This is a genomic window from Alkalibacterium sp. 20, from assembly GCF_001885615.1.
In the GTDB taxonomy this organism is placed as follows: Bacteria; Bacillota; Bacilli; order Lactobacillales; family Carnobacteriaceae_A; genus Alkalibacterium.
Genome location: NZ_LSRN01000059.1, coordinates 1 through 12,059 on the forward strand (window position 1 = coordinate 1; position 12,059 = coordinate 12,059).

The 12,059-nt window shown below is 40.4% G+C and carries 14 protein-coding genes; 6 read left to right on the forward strand and 8 right to left on the reverse strand.

The features are described 5' to 3' along the window. Window positions 1–641: 641 nt before the first annotated feature. Window positions 642–1,157 carry a type 1 glutamine amidotransferase domain-containing protein gene (locus tag AX762_RS09935; RefSeq protein ID WP_071848982.1) on the forward strand — a complete coding sequence of 172 codons (516 nt, stop codon included), beginning with the start codon at window positions 642–644 and terminating at the stop codon, window positions 1,155–1,157. Between the two features lie 374 nt (window positions 1,158–1,531). Here the strand turns inward: AX762_RS09935 and AX762_RS12820 are convergent, their stop codons facing one another. Next, the gene (locus AX762_RS12820; protein ID WP_177244086.1) at window positions 1,532–1,693 is read right to left on the reverse strand and encodes a hypothetical protein; all 162 of its coding nucleotides are present in this window, start codon (window positions 1,691–1,693) and stop codon (window positions 1,532–1,534) included. Window positions 1,694–1,895: 202 nt separating this feature from the next. Here AX762_RS12820 and AX762_RS09940 point away from each other — a divergent pair, with 202 nt between their 5' ends. The 3 genes from AX762_RS09940 to AX762_RS09950 are packed head-to-tail and all read left to right on the forward strand — an operon-like array spanning window position 1,896 to window position 4,200. Next, window positions 1,896–2,633: a methionine ABC transporter ATP-binding protein gene (locus AX762_RS09940; protein WP_071848983.1), complete on the forward strand. Its 738-nt coding sequence runs from the start codon at window positions 1,896–1,898 to the stop codon at window positions 2,631–2,633. Continuing rightward, a complete protein-coding gene (locus tag AX762_RS09945; RefSeq protein ID WP_071848984.1) occupies window positions 2,626–3,312 on the forward strand; it encodes a methionine ABC transporter permease in 687 nt (228 codons plus the stop codon). Before AX762_RS09940 ends, AX762_RS09945 begins: the two co-directional genes overlap by 8 nt. Before the next feature lie 33 nt (window positions 3,313–3,345). Then, the gene (locus AX762_RS09950) at window positions 3,346–4,200 is read left to right on the forward strand and encodes a MetQ/NlpA family ABC transporter substrate-binding protein (RefSeq protein WP_071848985.1); all 855 of its coding nucleotides are present in this window, start codon (window positions 3,346–3,348) and stop codon (window positions 4,198–4,200) included. Window positions 4,201–4,294: 94 nt separating this feature from the next. Here the strand turns inward: AX762_RS09950 and AX762_RS09955 are convergent, their stop codons facing one another. The 7 genes from AX762_RS09955 to AX762_RS09985 all read right to left on the reverse strand — a co-directional run bounded on the left by AX762_RS09955 (window position 4,295) and on the right by AX762_RS09985 (window position 10,354). Next, a complete protein-coding gene (locus tag AX762_RS09955) occupies window positions 4,295–5,209 on the reverse strand; it encodes a nuclease-related domain-containing protein (protein WP_071848986.1) in 915 nt (304 codons plus the stop codon). Window positions 5,210–5,893: 684 nt separating this feature from the next. Continuing rightward, entirely contained in the window at window positions 5,894–6,676 is a 783-nt protein-coding gene (locus AX762_RS09960; protein ID WP_071848987.1) for an ABC transporter ATP-binding protein, read from the reverse strand. Then, the gene (locus tag AX762_RS09965) at window positions 6,673–7,554 is read right to left on the reverse strand and encodes an ABC transporter permease (protein ID WP_071848988.1); all 882 of its coding nucleotides are present in this window, start codon (window positions 7,552–7,554) and stop codon (window positions 6,673–6,675) included. The genes AX762_RS09960 and AX762_RS09965 overlap by 4 nt, the downstream gene beginning before the upstream one ends. 16 nt (window positions 7,555–7,570) lie before the next feature. Next, entirely contained in the window at window positions 7,571–8,599 is a 1,029-nt protein-coding gene (gene trpX / locus AX762_RS09970; protein ID WP_071848989.1) for a tryptophan ABC transporter substrate-binding protein, read from the reverse strand. Window positions 8,600–9,087: 488 nt separating this feature from the next. Continuing rightward, window positions 9,088–9,441, reverse strand: coding sequence for a hypothetical protein (locus AX762_RS09975; RefSeq protein WP_071848990.1), 354 nt, complete (start codon window positions 9,439–9,441; stop codon window positions 9,088–9,090). A 172-nt stretch (window positions 9,442–9,613) separates the two neighbouring features. Next, window positions 9,614–9,979: a hypothetical protein gene (locus tag AX762_RS09980; protein ID WP_071848991.1), complete on the reverse strand. Its 366-nt coding sequence runs from the start codon at window positions 9,977–9,979 to the stop codon at window positions 9,614–9,616. A gap of 39 nt (window positions 9,980–10,018) precedes the next feature. Then, window positions 10,019–10,354 carry a hypothetical protein gene (locus AX762_RS09985; protein WP_071848992.1) on the reverse strand — a complete coding sequence of 112 codons (336 nt, stop codon included), beginning with the start codon at window positions 10,352–10,354 and terminating at the stop codon, window positions 10,019–10,021. A gap of 133 nt (window positions 10,355–10,487) precedes the next feature. Between AX762_RS09985 and AX762_RS09990 the strand changes: the two genes are divergently transcribed. Then, complete coding sequence (locus tag AX762_RS09990) at window positions 10,488–11,621, forward strand: FAD-binding oxidoreductase (protein WP_071848993.1); 1,134 nt, start codon at window positions 10,488–10,490, stop codon at window positions 11,619–11,621. 67 nt (window positions 11,622–11,688) lie between these two features. Beyond that, entirely contained in the window at window positions 11,689–11,889 is a 201-nt protein-coding gene (locus AX762_RS09995; RefSeq protein WP_071848994.1) for a hypothetical protein, read from the forward strand. Window positions 11,890–12,059: the final 170 nt, after the last annotated feature.

The following is a 12,059-nucleotide window of genomic DNA, read 5'->3' on the forward strand; positions in this document are numbered from 1 at the left end:
GTTTACATAGAGTAAAATATTCGTAAATATGCCTTTAATAATAAACTGAAAAGTCAGATAAACATTGGATACTTCGATTTTACGAGTCGCTGTGGTTCATAAATACAGAAGTGTTGTTATGGGAAAGTGAAGTAATTTTGTTATATAGAGAATAAATGAAGACTTAGTTTATTCCTATTGAAATAATGCGATTTAAAATCTGACAAATCAAAAATCGAAGTATTTTTGTCGAATACATGAAATTCTATAAAACCGTGTATCGAGAACCCTTAACCCCTACCCGAAAACTAAAACACTTTTTTTGAGTGTCTAGTTTTCGGGTAGGGGTTCATTGGAGGAATCAGTCCGCATTAATACAGAAAGAAATTAGGTCTAATCGCTTAAGAAAGTCCAAGAAAACATCCGCACCCCCTCTTGTGTGCTAATCTGTTGCAAAACACATTAGCGGTAACTTTAATATAACATGAAATGCACATGGCGTTTTTTATATGTTAGCCTGGGTGGCTAACATATAAAATGCAGCATTAAAAATCTGTAATCATAAAATTCGTTTTTTTATAAGTTGAGCAATCGTATTACTTGTCCAGAAAAGCAACGGCAGGTACACTGAAGGAAGATTGATTAAAGGAGGAATTTTAATAATGAGTAAGAAAATTGCAGCAGTATTAACACATTTATTTGAAGATGTGGAGTTTACTTCACCTAAAGAAGAATTGGAAAAAGCGGGTCATACCGTTGAAACGATAGGATTTGAAGCAGGCGAAATGGTAGAAGGTAAAAAAGGAACGGCCTCTGTCACAATCGATAAAAGTATCGCTGACGTGTCTCCGGAAGATTATGATGCTTTGCTGATACCTGGTGGTTATTCACCTGACAAATTGCGTAAAGATGAACGGTTCTTGGACTTCGTACGCGCTTTTGCAGACAAGAAACCTATTTTTTCGATTTGTCACGCGCCTCAACTATTGATCAATGCAGAAGTCGTGAAAGGCAAAGATATCACCTCTGTCAGTCAAGTGGCCATCGATCTGAAAAATGCCGGAGCTAACTTTATTGATAAAGAAGTGGTTATAGATAAATCCGGACTTATCTCAAGTCGTACTCCAGATGACATGCCTGCTTTTAACAAAGCCATTGTTGAGTCACTAAGTGAGTAAATTATAATTTTTATACGGGGAATCCTTAGACGATTCTAAGGATTATGAGTGTTATTTTTGATACAATAATGGTGTGGAAAATAAGTACACGTTTCTTTTCTCCCCAAAATGATAAAACAAAGGAATCCCCCGAGACGTTTGTTTTATCACTGAAAAGAAAAGTATATTTGGGACCATTATTCATTCTCCCCGGATTGAATGGTTTTTCTCAAATGACATATAATAGACGTTAAGTCTTATCCCCAAACCACCTTTTCTAGAGGAAAAGGTGGTTTTTTTATATTCTATTGACCCTTCTCTAATCTTATCTTAAAATAACTACACTTATTCATATTCCACTCACAAATAATTCGAATTTATCTTATATACTTTAATCATACCCACAAAAACCAACTTATTTTTGGTAACCAACGCTCCTCCAAGCGTTGGTTGACCACTCCTTTTTTACCACTAACTGTCAAGCAGTTAGTGGTTTTTTTGCTTTCCACTGTCATCGCACAAGCTAAAAAAACAATATTGTGTTTGTTTCTCAACAAAAAACCTCCCTCCCCTTACATAAAACCCTTTAGTATCAATGTTAAAACAGGAAAATAAAGGAGTGTTCTTTTTGGTATAAAATTAGCGGCACTTACGTAACCGCTTTCTCTTTGCGCTTTCCTGTAAAGCTTTCTATAATAAATTATGTTACTTATACGTCTCACACTTTACCGGTAAAAACTGTGAGAAAGGAGAACACCCATGATTGAATTTAATCAAGTTGACAAAATGTTCGATGAAAAAGACAAACCACTTATTGCACTGTCAGATATCACGCTTTCCATTCATAAAGGCGAAACTTTTGGAGTCGTTGGTGAGAGCGGCGCCGGAAAGTCAACGTTACTGAGATTGATCAATGCTTTGGAAAAACCAACAAACGGTTCAGTCAGTGTGAATGGCATAGACGTTTCAAACCTTTCCAAAAAAAAATTACGACAGGCACAAAAACAAATCGGTATGATTTTTCAGCAGTTTAATTTGCTTAACAATAAAACCGTTGGGGAAAATGTTCACCTGCCTTTAGAGTTACATGACTATCCTGCTGCTTTGACCACTGATGAGGTCTTGCGTTTTGTCGGACTGGAAGATAAGAAAGATAGTTACCCTTCACAGTTGAGTGGTGGGCAAAAACAACGCGTAGGTATTGCTCGGGCGCTGATAACGCGACCAGACATCTTACTGTGCGACGAACCGACGTCTGCTCTTGATCAGAACACGACCGAAGAAATCGTTGAGGTATTAAAAAAAGTGCACCGAGAATTTAAGATGACGATCGTGGTTGTCACGCATGAATTGCCTGTCATCAAAGAATTATGTGAACGAGCCGCCATTATGGAACAGGGAGAAATCAGAAAGGTTATCACCGTCAAGCGTTCAACTGAACAGGCAAACGTCAAACCTTACCACGAACGGGCAATCGAGGTGTTGACCGATGACTGAAGCATTGCGCTTATATATTGACCGCGTCATTGAATTTATGCCTCGCATGCTTGAAAGTTTAGGCGAAACAGGCATTATGCTTTTTTTCGCGATGTTGGCAGCTATTCTTGCAGGTATTCCTGTAGGCACCTTGCTGTATTTAACAAGCGAAGGCCAGCCTACAGAAAATCGTCCGCTTAACCGAATCATCAATGCATTTGTCAATATTATTCGCTCATTTCCATTCTTACTCTTAGTCGTGGCTATGCAGCCATTTATCAGGCAAGTTTACGGCCGTGCGACCGGAGACCCCATTGCGGCTTCGTTTCCGATGGTCGTTATAGCCATTGCCTTGTATGCCCGTTTCGTGGAACAATCTCTCAACGAAATTCCTAGAGGGATCCTCGAGACGGCGCAGTCCATGGGTGCAACCACCTGGCAATTGGTGTGGAAGTTCCTGTACGTTGAAGCAAGGAGCAGTCTGGTCATTGGCTTCGCAACGGCCACGATCAGTTTTGTTTCCTATTCCACGATCATGGGTGTTGTCGGCGGTGGAGGCATCGGTGATTTCGCCATCCGCTATGGTTATCAGCGCTATGAAACAGACATCATGTACACGGCCATCGTCTTGATTATTATATTAGTCGAGATTTTCCAATGGCTGGGACTCAAACTGGCTAAAAAGTTAGATAAACGCTAATAAAAATTATAGTTAAAAAAGGAGATCATTATTATGTTTAAAAAAGGATTATTACTAGGCAGTACAGCATTACTCTTAGCAGCGTGTGGCACAGCTGATGAATCAACCGACGGGGCTTCAAATGAAGTGACTGAGGAAACGACGGAAGAAACGGTAACAATTAAAGTCGCGTCCCACCTTCCTCCAATGACAGATGTCCTTGAAATTGCCGGAGACGTGATCGAAGACGGTTATGAAATTGAACTCGTCGAAGTGTCTGATAACATCCAGTATAATGAAGCGTTGCTTAATGAAGAAGTGGACGCCAACTTTGCTCAACACGAACCGTTCATGGAAGTGTTCAACCAGGAACGCGACGGTAATTTAGTTGCCCTTCAACCGATCTATAACGCGGTCGTCGGTTTCTATTCACCTGTTTACGATTCTGTCGAAGACATTGAAGATGGCGCTGAAGTGGCTGTGCCCAGTGACCCGACCAATGAAGCACGCGCTCTCGTCACCCTTGAAGAACACGAACTGATCACACTGGACCCGGAAGTCAATAAAACTGAAGCTTCCGTTGATGATGTGAGTGAAAACCCATATAATCTCACCTTTACAAACATCGACTTATTGAACCTGACAGCGGCATACGAAGACGGCGTGGAACTGGTCTTCAATTATCCGACATATATCGCTGCAGTCGATTTAACCCCTGAAGATGCGGTCATTTTACAAGCTGATGAAGAAAACATGTTTGCTCAAACACTTGTCGCACGCGAAGACAACCAAGATTCTGATGCCATTCAAGCTTTAGTGGATGCTATGGCCAGTCAAGAAGTGTACGATTTCCTGGATGGCTTGGCTGAAAACGGCCACTTGAGACCTGCATTTGAACTCGGAGAATAATTTTTAGAGTATGAGGAAACAGGCCGTTCAGTCTTAAAAGACTGAACGGCCTGTTTTTTTAGCTGTTTCCAAATATATTTAAAGAAAAAACGATTTACTCGTAGTACGTCCCGCTAGTTGTACCTGAAACCATAAAATCATTCTGAAGAATTTTCCGTATTTTTCTATAGTTTACCGAATTTCCACACCATTCATCAACCAAAGTGGTTGTTACTTTCTGGTCAGGAAACAGAAACTTCAATTCTTTAACGCTTTCAGTTACCAGGTCTTCAATTGACATTTGCTTGTAGCAGAACTTACAGTAGCAAGAGCGCTGCGTAACAATCAAATCAACTGAACCGCAATAACAGCATGAAATACCTTTTATTAAATCATCAAGTTTGTAGAAAGGTAATTGTTTCTGATAAGGCAAATCATCTTTATGAACACTGACTAGCTTACTTGCAAGATAGTGATGATCTTTTTTAATAACTTTACTTCTACTACTTAATTCTTTGAAATGCTCTTTCAATTGAGTCGGGAAAATGAAAGGATCTTCTATCTTCGCGTTATACAGTGTAAAAGAGTCATTAATAAAAACAACATTGGCTTCAATTTTAAGACGACTCCCCCACTCTTTCAGCAGTTGACGAAGCAACTCTCTTGTTCGGTTAAGTTGAATTAAGGGGTTAGTTATTTCCTGTCCACTTATATAATAGAGCTGTCCAGAATTCATTTGGAAATCCCCTTTATAATTCTTGATTTCATATAGATAAACCGTGTCAGAAGTCACTACTAGCGAATCAATCTGAAACGTTGTTCCCTTACTTTCTATTAAAAGATCATTCAGAACAAGAGCTTCCCCCTTCAGATACTGTTTGACGACAGAGTCAAACAGTTCCTCTCCAATAAACCCTTTCTCTAAGTTAAGTAGATATCGTTTATCAGGATCACCCAGTTTTATTCGCTTATCTAAATAATTCAAACCAATAAGCAATTTTGACTTTTCTCTTTCCTTTATCACGTCCATCTGATCACCTCACTAATTATATTAACCAATTAGCAAAATAATGACTTTTTTAATCCAAAATATTTTTAAAAGATTTTAAAATGAAGAGGCTGGGACAAAAGTAATGCTTCTATAACATTCCAATCACTAATTAATAATATTTAAATATAGAAAGAAGCACGCTTCACACTTTGACAGGTAAATCGCCTGCTAAAAGGAAGCGTGCTTTTTTATAGAGACTTTTGTCCCAGACTCAGTCCTTATTAGCAGTTTTTGTGGGTTTTGATGTTGCATTTGTTGAACTTCGCTCTACTTGGCATCACTCGCTGGGTTTTTCGCCTGAGCTTGCCGAACTTCACCCTACTTGGCATCACTCACTGAGGTTTTCGCCTGAGCTTGCCGAACTTCACCCTACTTGGCATCACTCACTGAGGTTTTCGCCTGAGCTTGCCGAACTTCGCCCTACTTAGCATCACTCACTGGTTTTTCCGCCTGAGCTTGCCGAACTTCGCCCTACTTGGCATCACTCACTAGGATTTTCGCCTGAGCTTGCCGAACTTCGCCCTACTTGGCATCACTCACTAGGATTTTCGCCTGAGCTTGCCGAACTTCGCCCTACTTGGCATCACTCACTAGGATTTTCGCCTGAGCTTGCCGAACTTTCAGAAAAATTTCTTCACTCCTATCACTGTTGCAGTTTTCTCCTCAAACTGCCGCTGACATGTCTCTTTTTTCAAACAGAACGAATAAATCTTCCAATGTCAGCTTGGCTTTTTCTTCCTGATTCAGATCTAGTTTGATTTTTCCGTTTTCCATCAGAATTAACCGGTTCCCATAGGTCAAAGCATCCTCCATGCGATGAGTGATCATCATGCAGGTCAATTGTTTCTCTTCTATCATCTGATTCGTTAACGTCATCAACCGTTTAGAGGTTTTCGGATCCAGAGCAGCAGTGTGTTCATCTAGAAGCAATAATTCAGGCTGCGTCAGTGTCGTCATGAGTAAGCTAAGCGATTGCCTCTGACCACCGGATAGATGACCTGTCGGTGTGTCAAGGTGGTTCTCCAGCCCGTTGCCTACTGAACCACATAACTTTTCGAAGTATTCCTTGTTCTCCTTCAGTTTTCTCGGGAGCAGGTAACGCTTTTGACCCCGTTTCAAAGCCAGCAACAGATTCTCCGCTACTGTCATCCGAGGTGCCGTGCCCATTTTCGGATCCTGAAACACACGTCCAATGAATCCGGCTCTTTTTTCTTCCTGCCAATTCGTCATGTTTTTCCCGTTGAGTTTTATCTGCCCACTGGTGACTGAAGCAGAGCCAGTGATGCTATTGAACAAAGTCGATTTCCCAGCCCCATTACCTCCGAGTACCGTGATGAAATCTCCTTTATGAATCGTTAAATCCACCTGATCCAAGATGGTGTTATTGGTATCCGATTCATTTTGAATGATTTTCGTTACCTTTTCTAACTGGAGTAATGCTTTCATACACTTTCCTCTTTTCCACTAAACATATCTAATTTAAGACCTTTTCGGAGCTGCGGTGTCATTAAGAATACGGCCAGGATCGTCGAACTGAAGATTCGGATGTACGTCGTATCAAAGCCCAGTCGAATCACGCCTAAAATCAGGAGTTGATACAAGACACTTCCGATAACAATCGTCAGCAACCTCTCTCCAAGAGTTACTTCCTTGAACATGACTTCAGCAATAATAAGTGAAGCCAGACCAATAACGATAACACCTGTCCCGCCATTTACATCAGCATAGCCGTTACTTTGCGCAACCAACGCTCCAGACAAAGCAAAGATGCCATTTGAAAGAACCAGTCCGAGTATTTTCATGTTGTCTGTCTGAATACCGAGAGAGCGAGCCATCGACTCATTATCTCCAGTCGCAATGTACGCTTGTCCTACACTCGTATAGAAGAAGAAAAGGATGCTGCTTATCACAAGAATTAAAACGCCGATACCGACAATAACCACATCAAAATAATTAGGGAGAGCATTGAACGCATCGTAAATTCTGGGTTGATTCAGCAGACTTAAATTAGGCCGCTGCATCACAAATAACATAACTGAATGAAGGCCTGACATCACCAGTATCCCGGACAGGATAACCGGGACCTTTCCTTTTGTATAAAGTAAACTGGTCACGAGTCCGGCTCCCATACCGGCTATAATGGCCAGTATCGTTGCTAGTACCGGATTGATTCCCGAAACGATGGCGGTGACCGCCACCGCTGATCCAAGCGGGAACGAGCCTTCCACAGTTAAATCCGGAAATTTCAAAATACGATAGGTAGTGAAAATACCGATGCCTAAAATGGCCCATAAAAATCCTTGTGCGATTGCGGATATAAGCATGTTCTGATTTCCCTTCTTATTCGTTTGTTTCTATCATAATGGCTTCGTCTAAAACGGTTTGCGATATTTCTATACCTAATAAATCTGCCTGCTGCTGATTAACCAGTTTATCTCCTTCGCTTAAAACAAAAACATTAAACTCACTGGGATTTTTTCCTTGCAACACTTCTGCAGCCATTCGACCTGTCTCAAATCCCGTATCAGTCTGGTTGATACCGACTGTTGCGAGTCCGCCCTGTGCAATCATGGAGTCCACTGTCGGAATAAGCGGGATGTCATAACGGTTTGCTTCGCTTACAACGGTATCGAAAGCACTGGCAATCGTGTTATCCGTCGGCAAGTAAATCACGTCCACTTCTTGAGACATTGTTGCGACGGTCTGTTGAATTTCATTGGTGCTGGATACGGTGTAAATGACTGGATTCAATCCTAATTCTTCTATCGCTTTTTCGGCCCGTTCGCCTTCTGCTCGAGAATTGTCTTCCCCTGAACTGTAAAGTACGCCTATTTCCATTGCTTCAGGTAGCATTTCAAGCATCATGGCCAGCTGTGCTTCAACAGGGGCCTGATCTTTTACACCAGTGATATTTTTACCTGGCGCCTCTTCGGATGCTACAAGCCCAGCTCCAACGGGATCACTGACCGCTCCCATAATGATGGGAATGTCAGCTGTTGCATTGGCAAATGCTTGACTGGCCGGTGTTCCGATACCGATAAGGAGATCTGCACCATCTTCAACTAATGACTGGGCCATGGTATTCATCAAGTTCTGATCGCCTTGACCATTTTGAAAAACGATCTCTGTGTTTTCTCCATCAACATATCCGTTTTCTGCCAGTCCTTCAATGGCACCCTCAGTAATGGCATCCAATGCCGGGTGACTAGCTGTTTGTAAAATACCTACAACAAAACTCTCCTGTTCTTCTGGTGTTTCAGTACCTTCCTGTGACTCATCGTTCCCTGAATTAACTACGGAAAAAGTGAATACCCCGATCAATAATAAAGCAATAACTCCTAATGTTAAAAACAATCCTTTTCTTTTCATCTGTAAACATTCCTCTCAAATTTTAGTTTTATTTTTTATCGTTTTTTATTTAACCATTCCCAGTCGGATTTCATAAGCATCCACTCCTTTTATGTAAAATCAATCGTCTAATTCGTCCCTTACTTCGAGCCTCCAAAGCACGGGATTTAAAAAGAGGAAAACAAAAAGGCAATCTCCACGAGTATAGAAAAACTCTAGTCGTGGAAATTGCCTTTAAAAATAGCAAAAAGCCACACAGATGGTGTTGTCATCTAAGTGGCATAAGATCAAATAAAGCATCAAAAATAAGCCAGCATAGATACAAAATTTAGAATGATCTAAACGTTGTATCCATGAAAGAAAAAGATTCTAACATTTATACAACGATCTGCGCCAGCTGTGCCAAGCATTATTCAATTGTAATGAATTAACAGATTGTGTATACATGCGAACCTCTCCTTCGTTTATCTCTAATGTAATTCTCATAGTACACGTTCCAAAATCATTCGTCAATGATTATTTTCAAATTCAGGTGAATCCGTCATTATTTTTTTCAAATAGCGATCTAAAACCACATTATTTAAATAAAAGACGATGATGTAGTAAAAAATACTCAAGTCCGATGCCTGGATATACATCAAGTAAGCAGCTAAGGCGATTATATCGACACTACTGCTTACAACAATGGCCCATTTCGCTCTATCATCTTTAATTTTATATTTTTTTAATAATTCGGTAATTTTCAAGCCTCGGTGCATGGTGATTAGAACATGTGCATACTCTTGCTGGTAGGCTTTATAGATAGCCAAGAATTTTAAGCTTATATATATAACACTGATGACTATAATTGTGTTTCCCAACATATATCATTCCTTTTCTGTCATGTCATAAGTTCCTATGTAAACTTTCTGTTAAAGCGATTCAGTTTATCTCTTTAACAATATAGCGATCCGTCAATCGTACATTTACTGTTATCAAAACAATCATCCCAATAGTCATATATATTCATTATAGAGACCCACTACACTTTTATCTTCAACCCATTTGTTCTTTTATCACTTCCTTGATACGCCAGTCGATCAGTAATCGTGTCAGATAACTAATTAGCAGCACACTGAAGGTAAACGTAAATGAATAATCGCTAAACCATATTTCGGAAAAATACAAATAATCAACAACAAATAGCAGAAGTAGGTTCACACTATTGTGAATGAGCAGCAACTTCTTCACTCTGCCATCGCGCACGTCTCTTTCGTTTAAAAGAGCCGCAACATTCCATCCGCGATATAGTGTAATAAATTTCGAATCATAATCTTCCTGGATCGCTTTTTTTATTCCCGTGACTTCTACCGTTAACATGATAAGTGACACAACAATGACAAAAACCGTAAAAATCTCCATCGTTTTCAATCCTCTCACGTATTTGTTGATAGTTGATACTTATGTATTCGCCTTAAGCTGATGATTGATAAATTTGGCAGCTATAAATTTGTTTAATGCCATGAAACCATACAGCACCAAAATATAGACCAGCGAAATCTCAGATAAGAACATAAAATATGACAAGACAAATAGTATATCCAAACTACCGGAAAACAAAAGTATTCTATCGACCTTTTCTTTGTTCGGCATTTTTTCGCCCAGATGGTCTGCTATTTTGGAACTAATTAATAATATCACCGACAAAGAACCGTACTCAGCTTTCGTGACATTGTAAAGGCCAAAAGTTCTGGCTATAATAATTAAACTCAGAAAACTTCCTATCACTATTTCCACTATAATCACTCCCTCCATATCATTGTTACATTAACCTTAAATAAAAGGTGTAGCCCTGTCAATAATTAACTTAACAGCTCACCACAAATCCGTGTTAAAATAAGGAGTAACAGACTAAAAGAGGTGCAAAGAAATGAAACAAAAGAAAGTAGCCATTATAGGAGCTGGAGTGGTTGGGGCATCCGCCGCTTACTTGCTCAGTAAAGAAGCAGATATCGACCTTACTATTTATGATGAAGGTATCGGACAGGGAACATCTGCCGCTGCGGGAATCATCAGTCCATGGCTTTCTAAACGGCGTAATAAGAAGTGGTACGCTATGGTGAAAGAAGGCGCGGCTTTCTACCCAGATTTTTTATCTGAGGTAATGAACGGCGAACCCATTCCCCCTCATGTCTACAAACGAGTGGGCACATTACTGTTTAAACAGAAGGATGCACAACTGGAAGAACTACTGGCTATTGGAGAAAAAAGACGGGAACAGGCACCTGAAATCGGCAAACTGGCTATTTTACCGCCAAATAAAATCAAAGAAATGATTCCAATATACACAAAAAACAAATCAGCACTTTATGCCTCTGGTGGCGCACGAGTTGATGGTGAGAAGTTAGTGGAAACTCTGCTCGAAAAAGCAATCAAAAATGGAGCAACACTCAAACGTGAACGCGTGAAAATCGAACGCCAAAATGCTGTTTATTCTATCGTTTCTGACGATAAAACTGAATCGGTGGATGCGGTTATTTTAGCGGTGGCTGCCTGGTTACCGGACTTACTTGAACCACTGGGCTACAGCGTAGATATTCGTCCTCAAAAAGGCCAGCTGGTTGAAGTGACGTTTGATGGATATGACACTGAAAACTGGCCGGTCGTGATGCCGGAAGGTGAGAAAGATATCACCCCGTTTGAAGATGGAAAAGTCATCATCGGTGCAACCCATGAAAACGATATGGGCTTTGATCTGACGATTGAAAAATCCGCTTTAACGTCTATGATAAAAGAAGCGGCAGAGAACTTTTCTCATTATTTCAGTACATCTTCCATCGTCTCTTACCGGTCGGGGACGCGTGCTTATACCTCCGATTTCTCACCATTCATGGGTGAGGTACCCGAATTACCGAACGTCTTTGCAGCGAGTGGTCTGGGTTCGACCGGTTTGACGGCTGGCCCCATTGTCGGTAAATGCCTGGCGCAACTTATTTTAAATAAAACAACCCCTCTGCCTCTTGAAGATTATCCTATCCGTCACTATGTGTCTGAAAATAAATAAATGAATAAATTGTCTGATATTACCATGTAAGGTATACTTTAAAAAACAGCAAAAAGAGGAGAAAGATATGATAGAATCAAGCAAAGTTGGTAAACTAATTGGCTGGACTGCGATGGCATTAGCACTCATCGGATTTTTCTTGTGGCAACTCCCGCTGGGCATCATTGCGATCGTATTAGGTCTAATAGGCTTGGCTACACCCGAAAAAGGATTGAACTGGACGGCCATTGCTTTCGGCGCCATTGCCATGATTATAGGCATCATCTAATTTAACCGATTACTTCAAAAGTTAAAAGAGCCCCTAGAGTTAGTAAACTGGATCCTATAAAGTAGACGCTTAATAAAGCACCCTACTTTTAGGACCCAGTTTTTTGTTGTTTAAAAATTGAAATACTCCCTCTGATATTGGTAAACTACAGATAACTATTGGGTTTGAAT

What these genes read in the sequence shown, in the direction of transcription:
- AX762_RS09995 (WP_071848994.1), top strand. Translation starts at nt 11,689, where the DNA reads ATGATAGAATCAAGCAAAGTTGGTAAACTAATTGGCTGGACTGCGATG.
- AX762_RS09980 (WP_071848991.1), bottom strand. Translation starts at nt 9,979, where the DNA reads ATGGAGATTTTTACGGTTTTTGTCATTGTTGTGTCACTTATCATGTTA.
- AX762_RS09990 (WP_071848993.1), top strand. Translation starts at nt 10,488, where the DNA reads ATGAAACAAAAGAAAGTAGCCATTATAGGAGCTGGAGTGGTTGGGGCA.
- trpX (WP_071848989.1), bottom strand. Translation starts at nt 8,599, where the DNA reads ATGAAAAGAAAAGGATTGTTTTTAACATTAGGAGTTATTGCTTTATTA.
- AX762_RS09935 (WP_071848982.1), top strand. Translation starts at nt 642, where the DNA reads ATGAGTAAGAAAATTGCAGCAGTATTAACACATTTATTTGAAGATGTG.
- AX762_RS09955 (WP_071848986.1), bottom strand. Translation starts at nt 5,209, where the DNA reads ATGGACGTGATAAAGGAAAGAGAAAAGTCAAAATTGCTTATTGGTTTG.
- AX762_RS09940 (WP_071848983.1), top strand. Translation starts at nt 1,896, where the DNA reads ATGATTGAATTTAATCAAGTTGACAAAATGTTCGATGAAAAAGACAAA.
- AX762_RS09965 (WP_071848988.1), bottom strand. Translation starts at nt 7,554, where the DNA reads ATGCTTATATCCGCAATCGCACAAGGATTTTTATGGGCCATTTTAGGC.
- AX762_RS09960 (WP_071848987.1), bottom strand. Translation starts at nt 6,676, where the DNA reads ATGAAAGCATTACTCCAGTTAGAAAAGGTAACGAAAATCATTCAAAAT.
- AX762_RS09975 (WP_071848990.1), bottom strand. Translation starts at nt 9,441, where the DNA reads ATGTTGGGAAACACAATTATAGTCATCAGTGTTATATATATAAGCTTA.
- AX762_RS09950 (WP_071848985.1), top strand. Translation starts at nt 3,346, where the DNA reads ATGTTTAAAAAAGGATTATTACTAGGCAGTACAGCATTACTCTTAGCA.
- AX762_RS09945 (WP_071848984.1), top strand. Translation starts at nt 2,626, where the DNA reads ATGACTGAAGCATTGCGCTTATATATTGACCGCGTCATTGAATTTATG.